We start from the raw sequence: 24,099 nt of genomic DNA, 5'->3' as shown, positions 1-24,099 counted from the left end.
TCCGCTTTACACTTCGGCAAGGTCACGCTTCCCTGCGAGAGGTCGCCCCATGTTCCCCTCCGTCGCCCAGGTGCTGGAGCTGGAGGCGCTGCGCCGCGGCAATCCCCGGGTGGTGGCCGGGGGGTCGGGTCTCGGCCATCCGGTGCGCTGGGTGCACATCAGCGAGCTGGCCGACATCGCCGGGATGCTGCACGGCGGTGAACTGGTGCTGACCACCGGGGTGATGCTGCCCGCCGACAAGGAGTCGCTGGCCCGCTACATCGCCGACCTGGCCGGGGTGGGCGCGGCCGGCCTGGTGGTGGAGCTGGGCCGCCGCTACGCCGACGAGCTGCCGCGGCCGCTGGTGCGGGCCGCCGAACGGCACGGCCTGCCGCTGGTGGCGCTGCGCGCCGAGGTGCGGTTCGTGGCGGTCACCGAGGCGGTGCACGAGCACGTGGTCAACGCCCAACTGGCCGAACTGCGCGCCTCGGAGTCGGTGCACCAGATCTTCAACGAGCTGTCGGTGGAGGGCGCCGAGCCCGCCGAGGTGGTCCGCGAGGTGGCCCGGCTGGCCGGCGGCCCGGTCGTGCTGGAGAACCTCTCCCACCAGGTGCTGGCCTTCGACCCGGCCGGGCGGGACGCCGGCGGGCTGCTGGACGGCTGGGAGCGGCGGTCGCGGGCGGTGGACCCGGCCGGGCGCACCGGCTGGGACGACCGGGCCGGCTGGCTGGTCACCGCGGTCGGGGCGCGCGGCCAGGACTGGGGGCGGCTGATCGTGGTCACCGGCGCCGACGGCGCGCCGCCGCAGCGGCTGACGGTGCTGGTGGAACGCGGCGCCGCGACGCTGGCGCTCAACCGGCTGCTGGCCCGCGACCGCGAGTCGCTGGAGCGCCAGACGCACCGCACGCTGCTGTCGGGCATCCTCACGCACGCGCTGACCGTCTCCGACGTGGCGGTGCGGGCCCGGGCGCTGGGGGTGCCGCTGGAGGGGCGGCGGCTGGTCGGCGTCGTGCTGCGGCCGCACGGCACCGGCTCCTCGGCCGCGCTGGAGGCGCAGGCCCGGCTGCGGGACTTCACCGAGACCGCGGCGCTGGCGGCCCGCGAGCGGGGGCTGGCGGCGCTGATCGGCACGCTGGACGACGGCGGGGTCGGGCTGCTGGTGTCGCTGGGCGCCTCGGACGACGAGCACGCGGCGCTGGAGGGGTTCGCGGCGGCGCTGGAACGGCTGACCGCCGGCGGGCCGCGACCGGACGCGGGGCGGGCGGCGTTCCTGATGGCGGCCGGGTTCTCGGTGGGCTCGCTGCGCGACGCGCGGCGCACCCTGCTGGAGGCCGCCCAGGTCGCCGACGCCGCCTCGCACGCCGGCGGTCCGAAGACCGGTACGTACTACCGGCTGCCGGACGTGCGGCTGCGCGGGCTGCTGCACCTGCTGCGCGACGACGCGCGGCTCCAGACGTACGTGGAGCGGGAGTTGGGGTCGCTGCTGGCCTACGACGCGGACAACGACGCGGACCTGGTCGGCGTGCTGCGCACCTATCTGGCGTGCGGGCGCAACAAGTCGGCCGCCGCCGATGCCGCCCACCTGTCGCGCCCGTCGTTCTACGACCGGCTGCACCGGGTGGAGCGGGTGCTGGGTACCGACCTGGACCAGGTGGAGTCCTGCCTGTCGCTGCACGTGGCCCTGCTGGCCCTGGAGGCGGTCCGCGGCTGAACCCGGCCTCCGGGGCCGTCCCACCGCCCCGGGGCCTGTCCGGCCGCTCCCGCCACCCGCCGAGGCCCGTTCCACCGCCCGCGCCGCTCCCGCGGCCCGTCCGGCCGCTCCCGCCACCCGCCGGGCCCCGCTCCACCGCCCGTACCGCCCGCCGAACCCGTCCGGCCGCTCCCGCCGCCCGCCGGGCCCCGCTCCACCGCCCGCACCGCCCCCGGGGCCCGTCCCGCCGCTCCCGCCGCCTCAGGGGCCCGTGGCAGGCCCGTGGCGGGCCCGTGCGGCCCCGGGAACCCGTCGCGGGTCAGCCGGCCGCCGCGCGGGCCTCCCGGATCGCCTCCAGGGTCGACGAGCGGCTCCAGACCGCCTGGAAGGCCAGCCGCAGGCAGCCGGCCAGCGCGGGGTGCTCGATGAACAGCGCGGTGGTGGCGCCGGTTCCGGCCACCGGGTCGGGCATGTCGCACAGCACCAGGGAGGCGTCGGCGATGACGAACTTCAGCGGCAGGTCCTGCACGAAGCGGGCCTGCTCGCCGGCCTGGCCGAACTGCTGGACGTTGTCGGTGATGTCGGGGTCGTCGAGCACGTCGTAGGTGTAGATCGCCCGCGCCTCGCCCTGCGCGCGGCACAGCCGGTGCACCGCGGTGATGCCCTCGGTGTTGACGGTCGGGGTGACGAACGGCGGTTTGTTGAAGCTGAGCAGTTCGTAGCGCACGTGCTCCTGGATGTCGGCGAACCGTTCGGCTATGGCCTTCGGGTCGCGCAGCACCTCGATGTAGTCCAGCGGGTCGGACTGCGACCGCCCCTCGGACCACACCGGCAGCAGCGCGCCGGCCAGCCCGGTGGAGATGCGCTCCATCCGTTCGAGCGCCTCGCGCTGCTCCGACATCAGCCGGGCCAGGGCGAGTTCGGGGTCCGCGGCCGAGAAGGTCGCCACCCGGCCCGGGTGGGCGACCGCCAGCCGGCGGCGAACGAGGGCGTCCAGTACGTCGTAGATGCGCTGGCGAGGGACGTCGGCCTCGCGGGCGGCCTCGGCCGCCGTGTAGGACTCACGCCTGATGAGTGCGAGGTAAACCCGCGCTTCGTACCGGGCCAGCCCAAGTGCCACGAGCTGACCGACGGACTGGTCCTCCGGTTCCATGGCAGCACACCGTATACGCACGAGGCGCCAAGTTGTGGGGAGGATTTGCACGTTCCTGGTTGTCACCCGTTGGCGACTTCGCTACTTTTCTCGCCAGTAGCCACCACTGTTCGGGGTGGCAACCGGCGGATATGCACGGCAGTTGGACCCGTTCCACCCTTTGCTCCACCGCTTGTCCCGGGCATCTCCCCGTACGGATCGCGTTGGTCCGTGCGAAACGTCTCGTCTCGTGTCTACGCGCATCACGTACTACCGAACAGCAGCAAGCACCCCGCATCTCCACCGGCCTCGTCGAGGCCAATTTTGTCATGCGCAGACCATCCAGGCTGCGCATCATTCCCTGGAGGGAATACCCCATGCGCTCGAAGAAGAAGTCCGGCAGACCCGGCGCCGGGTGGGCCGTCAAGGCCACCACCGCGCTGGTCGGCGCCGGTGCGCTCATCAGCTACGGCCTGCTGGCCGCCACCCCGTCGATGGCAGCCGCCTCGGCCGGCGGCTCCAGCTCGGTGTCGGTCCGTGACCTGTGCTCGCAGAACGTCGCGCCGGGCCACGCCGCCTGCCTCGCCGAGGCCCGTACCGACATCGCCCACCACATGTCGGTCTCGCCGAACGCCACGGTCGCGGGCTTCGGCCCCAGCCAGCTGCAGTCGGCGTACGCCCTGACCTCGGCCGCCTCCACCGGCGGCACCGGCCAGACGGTCGCCATCGTGGACGCCTACGACGACCCGAACGCGGCGGCCGACCTGTCGACCTACCGCACCCAGTTCGGCCTGCCGTCGTGCACCACGGCCAACGGCTGCTTCACCAAGATGAGCCAGACCGGCTCCACCACCTCGCTGCCGTCGCCGGCGCCGTCCTCCGACGACTGGACCGGTGAGGAGTCCCTCGACTTCGACATGGTCTCCGCGGCCTGCCCGAACTGCCACATCCTGCTGGTCGAGGCCAACTCGGACAACGACAGCGACCTGGGCGCGGCGGTCAACGAGGCCGTCGCCAAGGGCGCGAAGTTCGTCTCCAACAGCTACGGCGGCCCGGAGGACTCCTCCGAGACCTCCGAGGACAGCTCGTACTACGACCACCCCGGCGTGGTCGTGACGGTCTCCTCCGGTGACGAGGCCTATGGCGCCGAGTACCCGGCCGCCTCGCAGTACGTCACCGCGGTCGGCGGTACCTCGCTGAAGACCGCCTCCAACACGCGTGGCTGGACCGAGTCGGTCTGGAAGACCAGCAGCACCGAGGGCGGCGGCTCCGGCTGCTCGGCCTACGAGGCCAAGCCGACCTGGCAGACCGACACCGGCTGCTCCAAGCGCACCATCGCGGACGTCTCCTCCGACGCCGACCCGGCGACCGGCGTGGCGGTCTACGACTCCTACAACGGCAACGGCGGCTGGAACGAGTACGGCGGCACCAGCGCCTCCTCGCCGTTCATCGCCTCGGTCTACGCGCTGGCCGGCACCCCGGCCGCGGGCAGCAACCCGGCGTCGTACCCGTACGCCCACGCCGCGAACCTCAACGACGTGACCACGGGCAACAACGGCAGCTGCAGCCCGACCTACCTGTGCACCGCGGGCACCGGCTACGACGGCCCGACCGGTCTGGGCACCCCGAACGGCACCGCCGCCTTCACCTCCGGTGGCGGCGGCACCGGCGGCAACACCGTCACGGTGACCAACCCGGGCTCGAAGTCCACCACCGTCGGCACCGCCGTCTCCACCCAGATCAGCGCGTCCGACTCGGCCAGCGGCCAGACCCTGACCTACTCGGCCACCGGCCTGCCGACCGGCCTGTCGATCTCCTCGTCCGGCCTGATCACCGGCACCCCGACCACCGCCGGCACCTACAACGTGACCGTCACCGCCAAGGACACCACCAACGCCACCGGCTCGGCGTCCTTCACCTGGACCGTCAGCACCTCCGGTGGCGGCGGCGGCTGCACCTCGGGCCAGCTGCTGGGCAACCCGGGCTTCGAGACCGGCACCGCCTCGCCGTGGACCGCCAGCACCGGCGTCGTCGACGACAGCAGCAGCGAGCCGGCGCACACCGGTAGCTGGAAGGCGTGGCTCGACGGCTACGGCAGCGCCCACACCGACACCCTGTCGCAGAGCGTCACCATCCCGGCCGGCTGCTCGGCGACCTTCAGCTTCTACGAGCACATCGACACCCAGGAGACCGGCTCCACCGCGTACGACACCCTGAAGGTCCAGGTCGGCTCGACCACCCTGACGACGCTGTCGAACGCGAACGCCAACTCCGGCTACACCCAGAAGTCGTTCAGCCTGTCGTCCTACGCGGGCCAGACCGTCACCCTGAAGTTCACCGGCACCGAGGACTCCTCGCTCGCCACCGACTTCCTCATCGACGACACCGCGGTCAACGTCAGCTGACGTCCGACCGGTTGACGCCTGAGGAAGGCTAGACCGCACCATTGCGGCACAGAGGCGGGTCCGGGCCGATGGCGGTCCGGACCCGCTGTGCGTGCGCCGGGGGCCGCGGGCGCGGTGCGCGCGTCAGGCGCCCGGGTGCAGCAGCCAGTGGGCGCCGGCGAACCGCGGTGCCGGCCGGAAGCCGAAGCCCACCGCGTCCGCGCCGGCCGGCACGTCGAACGCGAAGTCCACCTTCACCGTGTCGCCCGAGCCCACCGCCGCCGGGAAGTCGTGCGACAGCGGCCCGTCGGCGGCCGTGATCAGCTTCAGCCGCCGCTGGCCGCCGCCCGGCTCCAGCGCGTCCGCCTGCCACCCGTAGCCGCTCAGCGCGAGGTCGCCCGGCCCGGTCTCGTCCACCGTCACCCCGACCTCGTACGCGCTCGCCCCCGGGGTGTGCCCCCGCGCGTCGGCCGGCGGGGTGAACCGGCGCGGCACCCCCGCCGTCACCCAGGTGCCGTCCGCGTAGGTCGCCGTCGTGGCCGGCGCCAGCGGCTGGTCGGCGGCGCCGCGCGAGGAGGTCAGCGCGACCTTCGGGTCCTTCGCCGGCAGGTCGTGGTCCAGGTGCACGGCCACCACCACCAGCAGCACCACCGACACCGCGGCCGCCACCCCGCCCAGGATCGCGCCGGCCAGCGCCTGGCCGCCGTTGGTCGCCCCGCCGCGCCGCGCCCGGCGCCGCCCGACGATGCCGAAGACCAGCGCCAGCACCCCCAGCGGCACGCCGAGCAGCGAACCGACGACGGTCAGCCCCGCCGCGGCCCCGACGATGCCCAGCACCAGCGACGAGGTGCCCAGCTTGTTGCGCGGCGCCTGCGGGGGCCACCCCGGCCAGCCGGCGCCGTACCCCGCGGGCCCGTAGGGCGGGTAGCCGCCGTACGGGGCGTACGGACCGTACGGGCCGGCGGGACCGGACGGACCGTAGGGACCGGGCGCTCCGTAGCCTCCGGTGCCCTGCCACGCGGGAGGGACACCGGGTTGCGGCGGAGGCGACTCGTCGGACATGCGGGCCTTTCCTGGGAACCGGGCGGAGATGCGCCGAGCCATGCTATGGCCATCACCCGGCACCCCGGAGCGGCTTTCCCGGCTGCCGCCGGCCCCCGTGGCGGCGCCGCCGGGCGGAGCAACCGCACAGCGCCCGCAGGAAGTCGGCCTCCCGGAAGGCCGGCCAGTACGCCTCGCAGAAGGACAGCTCGGCGTGCGCGCTCTGCCACAGCAGGAAGTTGGACAGCCGCCGCTCACCGCTGGTGCGGATCACCAGGTCGGGGTCGGGCCGCCCGGCGGTGTACAGGTGCCGGGCGATGTCACCGGCGGTGAGCACGGCGGCCAGGTCGGCGGCGGTCCGGCCGGCCGGACCGGGTGACGAGGGCGGCCGATTACGATGTGCCCTCCGCACAGTCACTGGAGGATCGCATGACCGCAGGCCCGAGTCCGGCCGCCGGACTGGAGCAGTTCATCGCCGGGTTGCCGAAGGCGGAGTTGCACGTCCATCACGTGGGGTCGGCCTCGCCGCGGATCGTGGCCCAACTGGCGGCGCGCCACCCGGGGTCGGCGGTGCCGGAGGACCCGCAGACGCTGGCGGAGTACTTCACCTTCCGCGACTTCGCGCACTTCATCCAGGTCTACCTGTCGGTCGTCGACCTGGTCCGTGACGCCGAGGACGTGCGGCTGCTGACCTACGAGGTGGCCCGGGACATGGCCCGGCAGAACATCCGGTACGCGGAGCTGACGGTCACCCCGTTCAGCTCGGTGCGGCGCGGCATCCCGGCCGAGGCGTTCGTCGAGGCGATCGAGGACGCCCGCAAGGCGGCGGAGTCGGAGTTCGGCACGGTGCTGCGCTGGTGCTTCGACATACCCGGCGAGGCGGGCCTGGAGTCCGCCCAGGTGACCGCGGACATCGCGGTGGACCTGGCGCCGGAGGGGCTGGTGTCCTTCGGTCTGGGCGGCCCCGAGATCGGCGTGCCGCGGCCGCAGTTCAAGCCGTACTTCGACCGGGCCCGGGCGGCCGGCCTGCACAGCGTGCCGCACGCCGGGGAGACGACCGGGCCGCAGACCATCTGGGACGCGCTGCGCGACCTGGGCGCCGAACGCATCGGGCACGGCACCAGCGCCACGCAGGACCCGGCCCTGCTGGCCCACCTCGTCGAGCACGGCATCGCGCTGGAGGTCTGCCCGACGTCGAACATCGCCACCCGCGCGGTCGCCACGCTGGAGGAGCACCCGATCCGCGCGATGGCCGACGCCGGGGTGCTGGTCACCGTCAACAGTGACGACCCGCCGATGTTCGGCACCGACCTCAACACCGAGTACGGGGTGGCGGCCCGCCTGCTGGACCTCGACACCGCCGGGGTCGCCGACCTGGCCCGCAACGCGGTCACCGCGTCCTTCATGGACGACGCCACCCGGCGCGCGCTGTCGCGGGAGATCGACGCGTACACCGCGGGTTTCGGCGGCTGACGCCGCACGCGTGACAGGCCGGCCCCCGCACGGTGCGTGCGGGGGCCGGCCTGTCGGGCGGGGACGGTCAGGCGTCGAGCGACGTCATCACGTGCTTGACGCGCGTGTAGTCCTCGAAGCCGTACGAGGACAGGTCCTTGCCGTAGCCGGAGTGCTTGAAGCCGCCGTGCGGCATCTCGGCGACCAGCGGGATGTGGGTGTTGATCCACACGCAGCCGAAGTCGAGGCGCTTCGACATCCGCATGGCGCGCGAGTGGTCCTTGGTCCACACCGAGGAGGCCAGCGCGTAGTCGCAGTCGTTGGCCCAGGCCAGGGCCTGCTCCTCGTCGGCGAAGGACTGCACGGTGATGACCGGGCCGAACACCTCGCGCTGGATGATCTCGTCGTCCTGCCGGAGGCCGGAGACGACGGTGGGCGCGAAGAAGTAGCCGCGCTCGCCGACCCGCTTGCCGCCGGTCTCGACCTTGGCGTGGGCCGGCAGCCGCTCGATGAAGCCGGTGACCTGGGCGAGCTGGGCGGCGTTGTTGAGCGGGCCGTACAGCACGTCCTCGTCGTCGGGCAGGCCGGTCTTGGTGTCGGCGGCGGCCTTGGTGAGGGCGGCGACGAACTCGTCGTGCACGGAGTGGTGGACCAGCACGCGGGTGGCGGCGGTGCAGTCCTGGCCGGCGTTGAAGAAGCCGGCCACCGAGATGTCCTCGACGGCCTTGGCGATGTCGACGTCCTCGAAGACCACGACCGGCGCCTTGCCGCCGAGTTCGAGGTGGACGCGCTTGAGGTCCTTCGCGGCGCTCTCGGCGACCTGCATGCCGGCCCGTACCGAACCGGTGATGGAGGCCATCGCCGGGGTGTCGTGCTCGACCATCAGCCGGCCGGTGTCGCGGTCGCCGCAGATGACGTTGAAGACGCCCTTGGGCAGGATCTCGCCCATGATGTGCGCCATCAGCACCGTGGAGGCCGGCGTGGTGTCCGACGGCTTGAGCACGACGGTGTTGCCCGCCGCGATGGCCGGGGCGAACTTCCACACCGCCATCATCATCGGATAGTTCCACGGGGCGACCTGGGCGCAGACGCCGACCGGCTCACGGCGTACGAAGGAGGTCAGGCCCTCCATGTACTCGCCGCCCGACTTGCCCTCCAGCAGGCGCGCGGCGCCGGCGAAGAACCTGATCTGGTCGACCATCGGCGGGATCTCCTCCGACCGCGTCAGGCCGACCGGCTTGCCGGTGTTCTCGCTCTCGGCGGCGATCAGGTCCTCGGCGCGGGCCTCGATCGCGTCGGCGACCTTCAGCAGCGCCTTCTGCCGCTCGGCGGGCGTGACGTCGCGCCAGGCCGGGAAGGCGGTCGCGGCGGCGGCCATCGCGGCGTCCACGTCGGCCGCGCCGGACAGCGGGGCGGTCGCGTACGGCTCGCCGGTGACCGGGTTGACGACGTCGGTGGTCCGTCCGTCGGCGGCGTCGCGGAACTCTCCGTCGATGTAGTTGCGCAGAGTACGGAGCTCGCTCACTGCCCTCTCCTGTTCCTGGTGGTTCCTCGGTTCCGGCGCCGGAGTGCGGCCCGGCACCCGGGCCGGCGGCGCGGCCCTCGTACGGCGGCGCCGTCCGAAGGGTGAGACACCGCAAGCCTAGTCGTTGGACGACCGGATTCGACATACCCACCGACTCAGAACAATGGAATCGGTACTTTCACGCTTCTGTCGCAACGGATTTCATCGCCCAGGGGTTGCGGCACAACGAGTCCTCGTGCACAGTGTGCCCTGTGGCCACACGTACACCCGAACCGAAGGACCGCCCCGGCGGCGCACCGTTGATCGACCCGGTCTCCAAGGCGATCATCGAACAGCTCCAGGAGGACGGCCGCCGTCCCTACGCCGCCATCGGCAAGGCGGTCGGCCTGTCGGAGGCGGCCGTGCGGCAGCGGGTCCAAAAGCTGCTCGACCAGGGCGTCATGCAGATCGTCGCGGTCACCGACCCGCTCACCGTGGGGTTCCGGCGCCAGGCGATGGTCGGCATCAACGTGGAGGGCGACGTCGAACCCGTCGCCGACGCGCTGACCGGCATGGACGAGGTGGAGTACGTCGTCGTGACCGCGGGCTCCTTCGATCTGCTGATCGAAATAGTCTGCGAGGACGACGACCACCTCATGGAGATGATCAGCAAGCGGATCCGCGCGCTGCCCGGCGTGCGGTCCACCGAGAGCTTCGTTTATCTGAAGCTACGGAAGCAGACCTACACCTGGGGAACCCGATAGCCATGAGCGCGGACCTTTCCAAGACCGCCTACGACCACCTGTGGATGCACTTCACCAGGATGTCGTCGTACGAGAACGCCCCCGTGCCGACCATCGTGCGCGGCGAGGGCACCTACATCTACGACGCGAACGGCAAGCGGTACCTCGACGGACTCGCCGGCCTGTTCGTCGTCCAGGCCGGCCACGGCCGCCGGGAACTCGCCGAGGTCGCCGCCAAGCAGGCCACCGAGCTGGCGTTCTTCCCGATCTGGTCGTACGCGCACCCCAAGGCGATCGAACTCGCCGAGCGGCTCGCGCAGCACGCCCCCGGCGACCTGAACAAGGTCTTCTTCACCACCGGCGGCGGCGAGGCGGTCGAGACCGCGTGGAAGCTGGCCAAGCAGTACCACAAGCTGACCGGCAATCACGGCAAGTACAAGGTCATCTCCCGAGCGGTCGCCTACCACGGCACCCCGCAGGGCGCGCTGTCCATCACCGGCCTGCCCGCCCTGAAGGCGCCGTTCGAGCCGCTGGTGCCCGGCGCGCACAAGGTGCCCAACACCAACATCTACCGCGCCCCGGTCCACGGCGACGACCCCGAGGCGTTCGGCCGCTGGGCCGCCGACCAGATCGAGCAGGAGATCCTCTTCGAGGGCCCGGAGACCGTCGCCGCGGTCTTCCTGGAACCGGTGCAGAACGCCGGCGGCTGCTTCCCGCCGCCGCCCGGCTACTTCCGGCGGGTCCGCGAGATCTGCGACACCTACAACGTGCTGCTGGTCTCCGACGAGGTCATCTGCGCCTTCGGCCGGCTCGGCACGATGTTCGCCTGCGACAAGTTCGACTACGTCCCCGACGTCATCACCTGCGCCAAGGGCATGACCTCCGGCTACTCCCCGATCGGCGCCGCGATCATCTCCGACCGGATCGCGGAACCGTTCTACCAGGGCGGCAACACCTTCCTGCACGGCTACACCTTCGGCGGCCACCCCGTCTCCGCCGCGGTGGCGCTGGCCAACCTCGACCTGTTCGAACGCGAGGGCCTCAACCAGCACGTGCTGGACAACGAGGACACCTTCCGCGGCACCCTGGAGAAGCTGCACGACCTGCCCATCGTCGGCGACGTGCGCGGCAACGGCTTCTTCTACGGCATCGAACTGGTCAAGGACAAGGCCACCAAGGAGTCCTTCACCGCCGAGGAGTGCGAACGGCTGCTGTACGGCTTCGTGTCGAAGAAGCTGTTCGAGAACGGTCTGTACTGCCGTGCCGACGACCGCGGCGACCCGGTGATCCAGCTCTCACCGCCGCTGATCTCGGACGCGTCCACTTTCGACGAGATCGAGCAGATCGTCCGCGGCGTGCTGACCGAGGCGTGGACGAAGTTGTAAGCACCTGCGGTAGCGTGACGAATCCCCTTCGCACCCGGCTCACGCGTGCGTGGGGGATTCGTGGCTTCGGCCAGCCTTTCACCCACCGGAGGTACGTCGGCATGGTGGCCCCGCCGGACAACGACATGGTGTGGGGAGACTCCCTGCACCACGCGCACCAGGGCTCCCCCGCCCTGCTCGGTGTCACCCTCGGAGCGCGGGCCGGGGAGATCCTCGGCGTCACCGGTCCGCACGGCGCGGGCAAGACCACCTTGCTGCGCTGCCTGTCGGGACAACTGGTGCCCGACGCCGGCGAGGTGTGGTTCGACGGCGCCCCGGTGCACTCGCTGGCACCCGGGGCGCGCGAACGGCTGCGCCGCGACCGGTTCGGCTGGATCGGCCCGGTCCCGCGCCTGGTCCCGGAACTGACCGCCCGGGAGAACGCCGCCCTGCCGCTGCTGCTGGCCGGCGCCGGCCACCGCGCCGCCTCGCGCGCGGCGCACGAGTGGCTGGAACGGCTCGACGTCGGCGACCTGGCCGGCGCCCGCCCGCAGGGCCTGACCCAGGCTCAGCGCCAGCGCGTGGCGATCGCCCGCGCCCTGGCCGTGGTACCGCAGGTGCTGTTCGCCGACGAGCCGACCGCGCCGCTGCACACCGCCGACCGCGTGCAGGTGCTGCGGACCCTGACCACCGCGGCCCGCTCGCACGGCATCACCGTGCTGCTGGCCACCGGCGACGCCGAGGCCGCCGCCGCGCACGCCGACCGCGTGGTGAACCTGCTGGACGGCCGCACGGCCACCGCCGGGCTGCCCGCCCTCCCGGCCGGCCCGGTCGCCCAGGACGTCACGTGCTAGGCCCGGTCCGCGCACCGGACGGCCCCTCACCGGCCGGCCCGGCCGACCCGCTGCCGATCCCCGGCGACCTGCCCGATCCCGGCGCCCGCCCGGTCTCCAGCGGCCTGCTGCCGGGAGCCTTGAGCCTGCGGCTGGCCCTGCGCGCCCGGCCGGTCTCCGCCGCCCGGCGCCTGCTGCTGGCCGCCGTCTCGGCCGCCACCGGCTACCTGCTGCTGGCCTGCCTCGGCGACGCCGCCGACGGCCCCTGGCAGTCCCACGGCGCGCTGGTCCGGCTGGCGTGGTGCCTGGTGCCGCTGGCGGTCGTCGCCCTGCTGGCGGTCGCCGTCGGCCGGGCGGAGGTCTCCGGCGGGACCGCCGCCGGGCTGGCCACCGCCGGGTTCGGCCCGGCCCGGCTGCCGCAACTGGCCGCCGCCCAGGTGGCCCAGGCCGGGCTGCTGGGCAGCGCCGCCGCCCTCGTCACCTTCGTCTACCAGCGCGAACAGGCCACCGATCCGGCCACGCTGCCCTACGCGGGGCTGGCCACCTTGCTGCTGGCCGTCCCGCTGGTCACCGCCGCCGCCTGCCTGGTCGCGCTGCGCCCGCGCCGCACCTGGGCCGGCACCCGGCTCACCGCGGCCGTCACGGGCGTCGTCGCGCTGGCCGCGGGCGTGCTCCTGGTCCACCTGGCCGGCGTCCCGGCGCACGGCGGCTGGAGGCTGCCGGGCGGCCTGGGCCGGATCGCGCCCGCCACCTTCACCGGCTGGGCGCTGGCGCTGCTGGGCACGCTGCTCGCCGCGCCGGGCCTGCTGGCGCTGACCGGCCTGCTGCTGTCCGTCTTCCGCCCCGGCGCCCGGCGCCTGCTGGCCGGCCGTGCCCTGCGCGGCGACGCCGGACGCCTCGGCCCGCCGGTGGGCCTGCTGGCCTCGACCGCGGTCGCCGCCTGGTCGGCGCACGTCATGCGGCAGCACGCCACCCGCCCGGCCGGCCACCTCACCCTGCTGGCCGCCGCCGTCGTGGTGGCCGGCGCGCTGGCCTGCCTGGCCGCCGCGGCCGACGACGCCCGCCGGGCCCGGGCCACCACCACCCGCCTGCTCACCACCCTGGGCGCCGGCCCCGGCCTGCTGCGCTCGACCGCCTACCTGCGCACCGCCGTCCTGCTCGCCGTCTGCGGACCGCTGACCGCGGTGGTGGCGTGGCTGGCGGTGCCGGGGGTGGGGCGCTGAGGGGGTCGCTCCGCGGGCGGAGGCGTTGAGGGGATCGCGCCGGAGGCGTTGACGCGTGGGTGGGGACGCGTGGCGGGGACGCGTGGGTGGGGTGCGGGCCGGAGGCGTTCGTACGGTGAGCGGATCGGTGGAACGTCTTACCGGTGGACCGTCTCACCGGTGGCGTTGAGCGAGTCGGCGTACCGGTGGCGGTGCGGGGGGCGGCGGACCGGTGGCGGTGCGGGGGTCGGCGCACCGGTGGCGTTGAGCGAGTGGGCGTACCGGTGGCGGTGGACGGTCGGCGTACCGGTGACGTTCACCCGAAAGGCGGATCAGCACACGGACGCGTTCGCACGATCAGCGGATGACCGGACCACCGCACCGGGCACTTCCCACGATGACCCGACCGTCGCACCGAACGCCGCACCCGAACGCCGTCACCCGATAAGCGGACAACCGCACCGGCCGCATCCCATCCGATGACCGGCTCACCCCACCGAAGTCTTCATCGGACGACCCGACCGCACCGGACCCGTTCAGCGGATGTCCCGACCGGTCCGCGGCGGCGTTGCGGCGATCACCCGACAGGCGTACCGCGGCGTCCCGGGCCTCACGCCGACGGCGTAACCACCGGCGAGTCGTCCGACGTTCACCCGGACGGCGGTGTCAGGAGAACAGCGGGTTGAAGTAGCCGGTCAGCACGCTGAGCGTCAGGGCGGCGGCGGCCAGCACGGCGGCGCCGGCCACCAGGGCGGTATCGGCGGCCCCGAACCGCTGGACGCGGGCGGTGGTGCGCGGGACGCCGGAGTCGAAACCGCGGGCGTCCATGGCGGTGGCCAGCCGGGTACCGCGCCGGATCGCGCCGACCAGCAGGGTGAACGACGCGGACGCCAGCAGCCGCAGGCGGGCCAGCGGATCGCGGCCGGGGTCGATGCCCCGGGCCCGCCGGGCCTGGCCGATCAGCCGCCACTCCTCCCCCATCAGCGGCACCAGCCGCCACGCGGCCAGCGTGCCGATGGCGAACCGCGGCGAGACCCGGGCGTTCTGCACCAGCGCGTCGGCGAGGTCGGTCGGGTCGGTGGTGGCGAAGACGATCACACCGGGCAGCGCCACCGCCAGCAGCCGCAGCGCGAGCGCCAGCGCGGACGCCACGATGTGCTCGCGGTCGGCGGCGAACAGCACCAGGCTGAACAGCATGCCGGCCACCCCGACCAGCAACGGCCAGGTGCGGCGGCCCAGCGCCCGGTACCGCAGTCCGAAGAACGGCACCGCGGCCAGTTCCGCCGCGAGCGCCACCGCCGGGCCGACCGGGTCGAGGCTGATCACCAGCGCGAGGGCGAGCACCCCGGCGGCGGCCAGCTTGGCGACCGGGTTGCGCCGGGCCAGCGGGGCGGTGGGGTCGGCGATGGGCGTGGCACGGTTCACCGGGCGGCCTCCGCGGGTTCGCGGGCACCCAGTCGCAGCGCGCGGGCGCCGAGCGCCGAGCGGAACGCGTCGTCGTGCGTCACGGCGACCACGCCGTGCCCCTCGTCGCGCAACGCGGCCAGCAGCGCGACCAGTTCGGACCAGGTGCGGCGGTCCTGGCCGAACGTCGGCTCGTCCAGCACCAGCAGCCGGGGGGCCGCGGCCAGGGCGGTGGCCACCGACAGGCGGCGCTGTTCGCCGCCGGAGAGCGTGTGCGGGTTGGCGCCGGCCAGTGCGTCCAGCCGCAGCCGGACCAGCAGGTCGTCGGCGCGGGCCGGGTCGGCGGCCCCCAGGGTGAGTTCGTCGCGCACCCGCGCGGTGACGAACTGGTGGGCCGGGTTCTGGAAGACCGAGCCGATCCGCGCGGCCAGCGCCCGGGCCCGCCAGCGGTGCGGCGGCCGGTCGGCGTCCGGGCCGGCCAGCGCGGCGGTGGCGGCGACCCGCCCGTCGGTGGGGGCCAGCAGGCCGCCGAGCAACCGGGCCAGCGTGGACTTCCCGGCGCCGTTGGGCCCGACCACCGCCAGCGCCTCGGCGGCGCGCACGGTGGTGTGCAGCCCGGTGAACACCGGCCGGAAACCGAGCAGTTCGGCCCGCAGCAGTTCCTCCCCGGGCGGTCCGGCCGCCGGGTGCGCGGGCAGCGGCAGACCGGGCACCCAGACCCCGTCGGCGGCCAGCGCGTCCCCGTGTTCGGCGAAGACCTTCTCCGGCGGCCCGTCGGCGCGGATACCGCCGCCCGGTTCGAGGACGACGATCCGGTCGAGCTGGCCGGTGAGTTCGGCGATCCGGTGCTCCACCACGATCTGCGTGGTGTCGCCGACGGCAGCCAGCACCTCGCGCACCAGCCGGGCGCCGGGCGGGTCGAGGTTGGCGGTCGGCTCGTCGAGCAGCAGCAGCCCGGGCCCGTGCACCAGGGCGCCGGCCAGCGCCAGCCGCTGCTGCTCGCCGCCGGACAGCGCGGAGGTGGCCCGTAGCGGCGGATACGGGAACCCGACCCGGTCCAGGGCGGCGGCGACCAGGCGGGGGATGTCGTCCGGCGGTGTACCGCGGTTCTCCAGGCCGAACGCGACGTCGTCACCGGCGCGTTCCATGACCAGCTGGGACTGCGGGTCCTGGAAGACGATGCCGACCCGGTCGCGGGCCTCGCGCGGGTCGCGGCCGTCGATCTCGACGGTGCCCTCCCGGTCGCCGGCCTCCGGGGGCAGCAGTCCGGCCAGCGCGGCGAGCAGGGTGGACTTGCCGGCGCCGGACGGGCCGAGCAGCGCGACGCGTTCGCCGTGCGCGATGTCGAGGTCGACACCGCGCACCGCCCAGCGCCGGCGCCCCGGGTGCCGGTGGCCGAACCCGCGCAGCCTGACGGTGCTCATCGGAGGGTCTCGCCGCCGTCGGGGACCGTCAGACCAGGGCCCGTTCGCGGCCGGAGGGGAACGGGTCCAGCGCGCCGGTCTGCGCCAGCGCCCTGGTGAGCGCGTAGCCGCCGAGCCCGGCGATCAGCGCGGAGCTGACGACCACGATGGCCAGGTAGCCGATCTGCCAGCCGGTGGAGTACGACGGGTAGTACAGCGCGAGGTCGAGCAGCGCGGCGGCCGCGCCGGCCAGCGCACCGCCGGTCAGCGCGGTGGGCCGCCGCCAGATCCGGTACGCGGTGATGGCGAAGCCGAACTCGCCGGCCATCCCCTGGAGCACGCCGTACGCCAGGGTGACCAGCCCCCACGAGGACCCGAAGAGCGTCTCGACGGAGGCGGCGACCAGCTCGCAGAAGATCCCGGCGCCGGGCTTGCGGATGATCAGCGGGCCCAGGACCGCCGGTAGCAGCCAGACGCCGTACATGAACGCCTTGGCCGGCAGCGGGATGACGTTGGCCACTCCCTCGTAGAGCGAGTTCCAGCCCCAGAAGACCACACCGAAGGCGGCGCCGAGGACGGCGACCACCACGATGTCGACGGTCCGCCAGCGGAAGCCGCCGGCGGCCCCCCCGTCGGAGGGCGCGCTGGAGGTGGGCGTGGACGTGTTGGCCTGCATGGCCGAACTCCCTTCGCCGGCATGACCCGGATCAGGTTCGAGGGTCTGCGGTCCACCGCTCACCTTCCGGTGACGGCTCCGCACTCTCAGCGCTGTCGCGCTCCCCTGTCGGAACTTGTCCTACGACACTATCAGCGCCCCCTCAGCCCCCGTAAGCGGCCCGCCGGCCGGATTCGGGAGGCGGTCACGCGGGGTGTTGCGCGGTACGCGGGGCGCGGCGCGCGCAGCTGGGGGGTGCCATGCGGCGCGCGGGGCTGGGGGCGGCGGGGTGCCCTGCGGCGCACGAGCCCGGGGGTGACCTGCGGCGCACGAGGCCGGGGGCGGGCGGTGCCGGACGCGTACGCGGTGCCGGCGTCCTCAGCGGTCGGCGTCTTCAGCGGCCCGCGTCCTCAGCAGCCCGACGCTTCAGCGGTGGATGCCGGCGACCGCCCGGTGGCGGACGTGCCCGGTGCCCGCCCCGGGGGCAGTGTCCTCAGCGCTCGGCGGCGGCGAGCTGACCGCAGGCGCCCTCGATCTCCTGGCCGCGGGTGTCACGGACGGTGACCGGCACGCCGTGCGACTCCAGGACCTCCACGAACCGCTGCTCGTCCTGCGGCCGGGACGCGGTCCACTTCGAGCCGGGGGTCGGGTTGAGCGGGATGAGGTTGACGTGCACCCGACGGCCGCGCAGCAGCCGGCCGAGCAGGTCGGCGCGCCACGCCTGGTCGTTGATGTCCTTGATCAGCGCGTACTCCACCGAGACGCGGCGGCCGGAGACGTCGGCGTAGTGCCAGGCGGCGTCCAGCACCTCGCGGACCCGCCAGCGGGTGTTGACCGGCACGAGGGTGTCGCGCAGCTCGTCGTCGGGGGCGTGCAGCGAGACCGCGAGGCGGCACTTGAAGCCCTCGTCGGCGAAGCGCAGCATGGCCGGAACCAGGCCCACGGTCGAGACGGTGATGCCGCGCTGGGACAGGCCGAGGCCCTCCGGCTCGGGGTCGGTCAGCCGGCGGATCGAGCCGACGACCCGGTTGTAGTTGGCCAGCGGTTCGCCCATGCCCATGAAGACGATGTTCGACAGCCGGGCGGGCCCGCCGGGCACCTCGCCGTCACGCAGCGACCGCATGCCGGCCACGATCTGGTGGACGATCTCGGCGGTCGACAGGTTGCGGGTCAGGCCGGCCTGGCCGGTCGCGCAGAACGGGCAGTTCATGCCGCAGCCCGCCTGCGAGCTGATGCACATGGTCACCCGGTCCGGGTAGCGCATCAGCACGGACTCCACGAGCGTGCCGTCGAACAGGCGCCACAGCGTCTTGCACGTCGTGTCGTCGTCGCAGGAGACGTGCCGCACCACGGACATCAGCTCGGGCAGCAGTGCGCTAGCCAGCCGTTCCCGCGCCGCGGCGGGGATGTCGGTCCAGGCCGCCGGGTCGTCGGCGTACCGCGCGAAGTAGTGCTGCGACAACTGCTTGGCCCGGAACGGCTTCTCCCCGAGCCCGGCCACCGCCTCCCGCCGCTCGGCAGGCGTGAGATCGGCGAGGTGCCGCGGCGGCTTCTTCGCTCCGCGCGGCGAGACAAAGGTGAGTTCTCCAGGTGCAGGCATGGTTCGTCCAGTGTCTCAGACGGAGAGGCGTGGCCCGGGCGGGAGCGGGGTGGGGGTGGTCACGGGCGGGCGACGTTGGAGGCATGGGCCGGCCCCGCACGGCCCGGATCCGGCCTCGCCGGGCCCCGCGACAGCTCAGGTGACCGTTGCCGCAGGAGATCGAAATGGAGAGGGGGGCGACGGGCCCGCCTCGACAGGATCCGCTTCCCTTGAGGAGGACTCATCTGAGGAGGACCCATCGCGCTGGGTGCAAGAGAGCACGGCACGGCCTGCCGGTGGAAGCTGCGTCGCCCCCACAGCCCCGAGGGCCCGGCGCGGGGGTGCGCGGCGGGCCCTCGGGGCGGGGCGGAGCGGGGCGGCTCAGGTGGAGCCGACGAACAGCACCAGGAGGAGCCAGACCACCGGGGCGGTCGGCAGCAGGGAGTCGAGTCGGTCCATGATGCCGCCGTGGCCGGGGAGCAGGGTGCCCATGTCCTTGATGCCCAGGTCCCGCTTGATCATCGACTCGCCGAGGTCGCCGACGGTGGCGCTGGCCGCCGCCGCCAGGCCCAGGACCAGGCCCTGCCACCACTTGCCGTCGTCGATCAGGTACTGCATCGACAGTGCGCCGGCCACCATGGCGAAGGACACCGCGCCCAGCAGTCCCTCGCGGGTCTTGCCGGGGCTGATGCGCGGCGCCAGCTTGTGCTTGCCGAACCGCCAGCCGACGGCGTACGCGCCGGTGTCGCTGACGACGGTGAGCAGCAGGAAGACGAACACCCGCCACGGCCCGTCGTGCGCGGCGAGCATCATCACCACGAACGTGGCCAGAAACGGCACGTAGAACACGGCGAAGACGCCGGCCGTGACGTCCTTGAGGTAATCGTGCGGTGACTGGGTCATCCGCCAGAGCAGGACGGCCAGCACGGTGAACGCGGTGGCCACCCAGGCGCCCTCGGCGGCCCAGGCGTAGCCGGCGACGACCGTCGCGGCGCCGCCGACCGCCAGCGGGACCAGGGGCGCGTTGATGCCCTTGCGCTCCCGCAGGCGGCTGGTCAGCTCCCACAGGCCGACGACGACGGCGGCCACCACGACGGCGAGGAAGATCACCTTGTAGATGAAGAGCGTCGCGATGATGACCACGCCGAGTCCGACCCCGACGCCTATGGCGGCCCGCAGGTTGCGGCCGGCGTTCTTGCCGGACTTGCGGTGGCCTCCGGCGCCGCCGGACGGCTCACCGGGCCCGCCCGGGGTGCCGGGCGGACCGGCGGGCAGGCCGGTGGTCTCGTCGGGTACTGGTGGCATGGGTCGAGTCTGCGCCGCGGCGGCCACGTCGTACACGGGACCCGCCGAGGCGTACGGCCGGCCCGGGGCGGCCGGGTCCTCGGCGGCTCCCCGGTACCCCGCGTCCGGCGCGCCCCCCGGTGAAGAGTCGTTCATCAGACCTCGAGCAGCTCGGCTTCCTTGTGCTTGAGCAACTCGTCGACCTGGGCCACGTACTTGGCCGTGATGTCCTCGAGTTCCTTCTCGGCGCGGCGGACCTCGTCCTCGCCGGCCTCACTGTCCTTGACGAGCTTGTCCAGGGTCTCCTTGGCCTTGCGGCGCACGCTGCGGATCGAGACCCGCGCGTCCTCCGCCTTGCCCTTGGCGACCTTGATGAAGTCCCGGCGGCGCTCCTCGGTGAGCTGCGGGAAGAGCACCCGGATGATGTGGCCGTCGTTGGACGGGTTGACGCCGAGGTCGGAGTCGCGGATCGCGGTCTCGATGGCCCGCAGCGAGGTCTTGTCGAACGGGGTCACCACCGCCATACGCGGCTCGGGCACCGAGAAGGACGCCATCTGGTTGATCGGCGTCAGGCTCCCGTAGTACTCGGCGACGATCTTGTTGAACATCGCCGGGTGCGCTCGGCCGGTACGGATCGCGGCGAAGTCATCCTTGGCGACCACGACGGCCTTCTCCATCTTCTCCTCGGCTTCGAGGAGGGTCTCTTCGATCACCATGTGCTCCTGGTCTTCTTCGTGAGCTTCTTGCCTGCGTCGTACCTGCTACCTGCACGGTGTCGAACCGGCGGCACCGTTGTCCATGCCGGAACCGGACGTCTCGTGTCCGGACCGCGCGTCAGTCCCGGGTGCCGTGCTCGTTCACCAGCGTGCCGATCTTCTCACCCTTTACGGCACGGGCGATGTTGCCTTCGGCGAGCAGCTCGAAGACCAGGATGGGGAGGTTGTTGTCCCGGCACAGCGTGATGGCGGTCGCGTCGGCGACCTTCAGGTCGCGGGCCAGCACCTCGTCGTACTCCAGCGCGTCGAACTTGACCGCGTCCGGGTTGTGGGCCGGGTCGGAGTCGTAGACGCCGTCCACGCCGTTCTTGCCCATGAGGATCTCCTCGGCGTGGATCTCCAGGGCGCGCTGGGCGGCGGTGGTGTCGGTGGAGAAGTACGGCATGCCCATGCCGGCGCCGAAGATCACGACGCGGCCCTTCTCCAGGTGCCGCACGGCCCGCAGCGGGATGTACGGCTCGGCGACCTGGCCCATGGTGATGGCGGTCTGCACCCGGGTGTCGATGCCTTCCTTCTCCAGGAAGTCCTGCAGCGCCAGGCAGTTCATCACAATGCCCAGCATGCCCATGTAGTCGGACCGGGCCCGGTCCATGCCGCGCTGCTGGAGTTCCGCGCCGCGGAAGAAGTTGCCGCCGCCGATCACGATGGCGATCTGGGTACCGCCGCGGACGACCGTGGCGATCTCCCGGGCGATCTTGTGCACGACGTCCGGGTCGACGCCGACGCTGCCGCCGCCGAAGGCCTCGCCGGACAGCTTCAGCAGGAAGCGGCGCTGACGGGTGGCGCTCTCGCCGGCAGCGGGTGCGGCCTGGGTGGATTCGGTAGCGGCGTCCTGGTGCATGGGTATCTCCTCGTGCGCGTACGAAGGAGGCCATTGCCGGGGTCCAGAAAATCTGTCCCTGCGCGGCAATGGCCTCCTCGTCACATCTGCGGCCGGCCTGACGAGCGGCCGGCTGCTATCGACCCTAACCGGGTCGTCGGTCGTTCGCTGCCGGGGGTCAGACGCCTACGCGGAAGCGGGCGAAGCCCTTCAGCGTGACGCCGGCCTCGGTCAGCACCTTCTGCACGGTCTTCTTGTTGTCCTTGGCGAACGCCTGCTCCAGCAGGACGTTCTCCTTGAAGAAGCCGGTGACGCGGCCTTCGACGATCTTCGGCAGCGCGGCCTCCGGCTTGCCCTCCTCGCGGGCGGTGGCCTCGGCGACGCGGCGCTCGTTCTCCACCGTCTCGGCCGGGATCTCGTCGCGGGTCAGGAACTTCGGGCCGAACGCGGCGATGTGCTGCGCGACGTCCTTGGCGACCTGGGCGTTCTCCTGGTCCAGCGCGACGAGCACGCCGACCTGCGGGGGCAGGTCGGGGCTGGTGCGGTGCAGGTAGGAGGCGACGTAGCCGTCGGTGAACTGGGCGAAGCGGCTCAGCACGATCTTCTCGCCGAGGGTCGCGTTGGCCTCGTCCACGAACGCCTGGACGGTCTTGCCGGCCTCGATCTCGGAGGCGAGCAGCGCGTCGAGGTCGGCGGGCCGGCTGTCGGCGACGTGCTTGGCGATCGCCTCGGCGACGGCCACGAACTTGTCACCCTTGGCGACGAAGTCGGTCTCGCAGTTGAGCTCCAGCAGCACGCCGGCCTCGTTGGCGTCGGCGATCAGCGAGACCACGGCGCCGTTGGAGGCGTTGCGGCTCTCCCGCTTGGCCACGCCCTTCTGGCCCTTGACGCGCAGGATCTCGACGGCCTTGTCGACGTTGCCCTCGGCCTCGTCCAGCGCCTTCTTACAGTCCATCATGCCGGCGCCGGTCAGCTCGCGGAGCTTCTTGACGTCGGCGGCGGTGAAGTTCGCCATGTCTCAGAAATCTCTTCTCGAAAGTCGTGGGTTGTACCGGCCGGTCCGGGCCGGCGGCGTGCCGTCGGGCGGGCGCCGGTCTCGTCCGGTTTCCGCCGTGTCCGATGTCCGCCGTGCCGCTGTCGCGCGGCACGTTTCTCGCTGTGCCCGTCGTCTCCGCCGGTCCTGCCGGACCCGTATCCGCCGGTCACGCCCGGGCCCGTATCCGCCGGGGCCCGTGCTGCGCGGTCCCGGGGGACGATCGCCGCTCGGCTGTCGGCCGGACGGCTGGGCCCGTACTACCGGAGTCCGTATTACCGGGACCCGTACCACCGGAGCCAGGCCCGGGCCGTGACCCGGGGCCGTGCGGCTTCCGGGCCGGTCACCGGCTCGTGGTCCGGCCTGCCGGGCCTGCGGTCCGGCACGGGTACGGGGTACGGCTACGGGGAGTGTGCGCCCGCGGTCCGTCGGAGCAGGTCCGACGGGGCCGGCGGGTGCGGCAGGGACGACGCGGTGGCCTGCCCGGACACGGCAGGGCGTGACACGCCGAACGCGTCACGCCACGACCGGGTCCGGACGGAACGGCGGCCGGTGCGGTGGACGGCGGGGGCGGGCGATGACGCCCCTCCCCCGCCGTCGATGACCGTGGCCTCGCGGCCCGGTGCGTCAGGCCTGCTCGCCCTCGGCCGGAGCCTCGGTGGCAGCCTCGGCGGCCGGTGCCTCAGCGGCGGGGGCCTCGTCGGCGGCGGCCTCAGCGGCCGGAGCCTCGTCGGCGGCCGGGGTCTCGGCCGAAGCCTCGGCGGCCGGAGCGGCCTCCTCGGACTTCTTCTCGCCCTCGAGCAGGTCGCGCTCCCACTCGGCCAGCGGCTCGGCCGGAGCGGCCTTGGTGTCACCGGTGGCGGCACCGGAACGGGCGATGAGGCCCTCGGCGGCGGCGTCGGCGATCACGCGGGTGAGCAGCGTGACGGAACGGATCGCGTCGTCGTTGCCCGGGATCTTGAAGTCGACCTCGTCGGGGTCGCAGTTCGTGTCCAGGATCGCGACGACCGGGATGCGCAGCTTGCGCGCCTCGCCGACGGCGATGTGCTCCTTCTTGGTGTCCACGATCCACACGGCGGAGGGGACCTTCGCCATGTCGCGGATACCGCCGAGGGTCTTCTCCAGCTTGTTCTTCTCGCGCTCGAGGACGAGGAGTTCCTTCTTGGTGAGGCCGGAGGCGGCCACGTCCGTGAAGTCGATCTCCTCGAGCTCCTTGAGGCGCTGGAGCCGCTTGTAGACGGTCGAGAAGTTGGTGAGCATGCCGCCCAGCCAGCGCTGGTTGACGTAGGGCATGCCGACCCGGGTCGCCTGCTCGGCGATCGCTTCCTGCGCCTGCTTCTTGGTGCCGACGAACAGCACGGAACCGCCGTGGGCGACGGTCTCCTTGACGAACTCGTAGGCGCGGTCGATGTACGACAGCGACTGGAGCAGGTCGATGATGTAGATGCCGTTGCGCTCGGTGAAGATGAAGCGCTTCATCTTCGGGTTCCAGCGACGGGTCTGGTGCCCGAAGTGGACGCCGCTCTCCAGCAGCTCCCGCATCGTGACGACGGCCATGGCCGTGCTCCTTGGGTACTCGGTTCCGTGGCCGCCGGCCGGCGGCCACGCCTGACGCCCGGTGCGTCGTGCCGCGGGGCCCGCCGTGAGGCGGTCTTCCGAGGACCGAGGGACGCGGCCCCCGCACCATCCGCACCGGTTTTCTCACCGGTCGGGACGATCAACGGAGGCGGGGCGTGCGAAGTCGACCCGGTGGCCCGGGTCGCCAGAGAAAGTGTACGGGACCGACGGCACCCCAAATGACACAGGTCGGGGGGATGGGGG

Annotated in this window: 20 protein-coding genes, 1 pseudogene and 1 riboswitch; of the genes and pseudogenes, 7 read left to right on the top strand and 14 right to left on the bottom strand. The window is 73.0% G+C overall.

From position 1 onward, the window contains the following. Positions 1–49: 49 nt before the first annotated feature. A complete protein-coding gene (locus POF43_RS21635) occupies positions 50–1,690 on the top strand; it encodes a PucR family transcriptional regulator (RefSeq protein ID WP_271313006.1) in 1,641 nt (546 codons plus the stop codon). A 298-nt stretch (positions 1,691–1,988) separates the two neighbouring features. Here the strand turns inward: POF43_RS21635 and POF43_RS21630 are convergent, their stop codons facing one another. Then, positions 1,989–2,822 carry a TrmB family transcriptional regulator gene (locus POF43_RS21630; RefSeq protein ID WP_271313007.1) on the bottom strand — a complete coding sequence of 278 codons (834 nt, stop codon included), beginning with the start codon at positions 2,820–2,822 and terminating at the stop codon, positions 1,989–1,991. 356 nt (positions 2,823–3,178) lie between these two features. Between POF43_RS21630 and POF43_RS21625 the strand changes: the two genes are divergently transcribed. After that, positions 3,179–5,206 carry a putative Ig domain-containing protein gene (locus tag POF43_RS21625; protein ID WP_271323727.1) on the top strand — a complete coding sequence of 676 codons (2,028 nt, stop codon included), beginning with the start codon at positions 3,179–3,181 and terminating at the stop codon, positions 5,204–5,206. Between the two features lie 123 nt (positions 5,207–5,329). Here the strand turns inward: POF43_RS21625 and POF43_RS21620 are convergent, their stop codons facing one another. After that, the gene (locus POF43_RS21620; protein ID WP_271323726.1) at positions 5,330–6,247 is read right to left on the bottom strand and encodes a hypothetical protein; all 918 of its coding nucleotides are present in this window, start codon (positions 6,245–6,247) and stop codon (positions 5,330–5,332) included. Positions 6,248–6,299: 52 nt separating this feature from the next. After that, a pseudogene (locus POF43_RS21615) lies at positions 6,300–6,590 on the bottom strand (undecaprenyl diphosphate synthase family protein); the annotation flags it as partial. A 65-nt stretch (positions 6,591–6,655) separates the two neighbouring features. Here POF43_RS21615 and POF43_RS21610 point away from each other — a divergent pair. Further along, positions 6,656–7,699, top strand: a complete 1,044-nt coding sequence (locus tag POF43_RS21610; protein WP_271323725.1) for an adenosine deaminase — start codon at positions 6,656–6,658, stop codon at positions 7,697–7,699. Positions 7,700–7,766: 67 nt separating this feature from the next. Here POF43_RS21610 and POF43_RS21605 read toward each other — a convergent pair whose 3' ends face one another. Further along, on the bottom strand, positions 7,767–9,203 hold the full coding sequence (locus POF43_RS21605) for a gamma-aminobutyraldehyde dehydrogenase (protein ID WP_271313011.1): 1,437 nt from the start codon (positions 9,201–9,203) through the stop codon (positions 7,767–7,769). Between the two features lie 251 nt (positions 9,204–9,454). On the opposite strand from POF43_RS21605, the gene POF43_RS21600 reads away from it, so the two are divergent. The 4 genes from POF43_RS21600 to POF43_RS21585 all read left to right on the top strand — a co-directional run bounded on the left by POF43_RS21600 (position 9,455) and on the right by POF43_RS21585 (position 13,345). Continuing rightward, positions 9,455–9,946 carry an Lrp/AsnC family transcriptional regulator gene (locus POF43_RS21600; RefSeq protein ID WP_271313018.1) on the top strand — a complete coding sequence of 164 codons (492 nt, stop codon included), beginning with the start codon at positions 9,455–9,457 and terminating at the stop codon, positions 9,944–9,946. Next, positions 9,931–11,310, top strand: coding sequence for an aspartate aminotransferase family protein (locus tag POF43_RS21595; protein WP_271323728.1), 1,380 nt, complete (start codon positions 9,931–9,933; stop codon positions 11,308–11,310). The genes POF43_RS21600 and POF43_RS21595 overlap by 16 nt, the downstream gene beginning before the upstream one ends. Before the next feature lie 101 nt (positions 11,311–11,411). Then, a complete protein-coding gene (locus tag POF43_RS21590; protein ID WP_271323724.1) occupies positions 11,412–12,143 on the top strand; it encodes an ABC transporter ATP-binding protein in 732 nt (243 codons plus the stop codon). Beyond that, positions 12,137–13,345 carry a hypothetical protein gene (locus POF43_RS21585; protein ID WP_271323723.1) on the top strand — a complete coding sequence of 403 codons (1,209 nt, stop codon included), beginning with the start codon at positions 12,137–12,139 and terminating at the stop codon, positions 13,343–13,345. Before POF43_RS21590 ends, POF43_RS21585 begins: the two co-directional genes overlap by 7 nt. Before the next feature lie 137 nt (positions 13,346–13,482). Here POF43_RS21585 and POF43_RS21580 read toward each other — a convergent pair whose 3' ends face one another. The 10 genes from POF43_RS21580 to rpsB all read right to left on the bottom strand — a co-directional run bounded on the left by POF43_RS21580 (position 13,483) and on the right by rpsB (position 23,835). Continuing rightward, positions 13,483–13,644: a hypothetical protein gene (locus tag POF43_RS21580; RefSeq protein ID WP_271325385.1), complete on the bottom strand. Its 162-nt coding sequence runs from the start codon at positions 13,642–13,644 to the stop codon at positions 13,483–13,485. 346 nt (positions 13,645–13,990) lie between these two features. Then, positions 13,991–14,749, bottom strand: coding sequence for an energy-coupling factor transporter transmembrane component T family protein (locus POF43_RS21575; protein ID WP_271313014.1), 759 nt, complete (start codon positions 14,747–14,749; stop codon positions 13,991–13,993). After that, complete coding sequence (locus tag POF43_RS21570) at positions 14,746–16,152, bottom strand: ABC transporter ATP-binding protein (protein WP_271325384.1); 1,407 nt, start codon at positions 16,150–16,152, stop codon at positions 14,746–14,748. The genes POF43_RS21575 and POF43_RS21570 overlap by 4 nt, the downstream gene beginning before the upstream one ends. 28 nt (positions 16,153–16,180) lie before the next feature. After that, the gene (locus POF43_RS21565; protein WP_271313016.1) at positions 16,181–16,807 is read right to left on the bottom strand and encodes an ECF transporter S component; all 627 of its coding nucleotides are present in this window, start codon (positions 16,805–16,807) and stop codon (positions 16,181–16,183) included. Beyond that, positions 16,798–16,924: riboswitch (TPP riboswitch) on the bottom strand. It overlaps the preceding gene by 10 nt. Positions 16,925–17,279: 355 nt before the next feature. After that, complete coding sequence (gene rlmN, locus POF43_RS21560) at positions 17,280–18,386, bottom strand: dual-specificity RNA methyltransferase RlmN (RefSeq protein ID WP_271325984.1); 1,107 nt, start codon at positions 18,384–18,386, stop codon at positions 17,280–17,282. Between the two features lie 360 nt (positions 18,387–18,746). Further along, positions 18,747–19,805, bottom strand: coding sequence for a phosphatidate cytidylyltransferase (locus POF43_RS21555; RefSeq protein WP_271324950.1), 1,059 nt, complete (start codon positions 19,803–19,805; stop codon positions 18,747–18,749). Next, positions 19,805–20,362 (bottom strand): ribosome recycling factor, encoded by a 558-nt coding sequence (gene frr, locus POF43_RS21550; RefSeq protein ID WP_271317124.1) that lies wholly within the window; start codon positions 20,360–20,362, stop codon positions 19,805–19,807. Before frr ends, POF43_RS21555 begins: the two co-directional genes overlap by 1 nt. Positions 20,363–20,483: 121 nt before the next feature. Further along, the gene (gene pyrH / locus POF43_RS21545; RefSeq protein WP_271317121.1) at positions 20,484–21,266 is read right to left on the bottom strand and encodes a UMP kinase; all 783 of its coding nucleotides are present in this window, start codon (positions 21,264–21,266) and stop codon (positions 20,484–20,486) included. A 157-nt stretch (positions 21,267–21,423) separates the two neighbouring features. Next, entirely contained in the window at positions 21,424–22,260 is an 837-nt protein-coding gene (gene tsf, locus POF43_RS21540; RefSeq protein WP_271317122.1) for a translation elongation factor Ts, read from the bottom strand. A 645-nt stretch (positions 22,261–22,905) separates the two neighbouring features. Beyond that, positions 22,906–23,835: a 30S ribosomal protein S2 gene (rpsB, locus tag POF43_RS21535; protein WP_271324951.1), complete on the bottom strand. Its 930-nt coding sequence runs from the start codon at positions 23,833–23,835 to the stop codon at positions 22,906–22,908. Positions 23,836–24,099: the final 264 nt, after the last annotated feature.

This window comes from Streptantibioticus silvisoli (assembly GCF_027947535.2).
Lineage (GTDB): Bacteria > Actinomycetota > Actinomycetes > Streptomycetales > Streptomycetaceae > Streptantibioticus_C > Streptantibioticus_C silvisoli.
The sequence above is the reverse complement of the archived record's forward strand: the minus strand, read 5'-3'. Positions and strand labels throughout refer to the sequence as shown.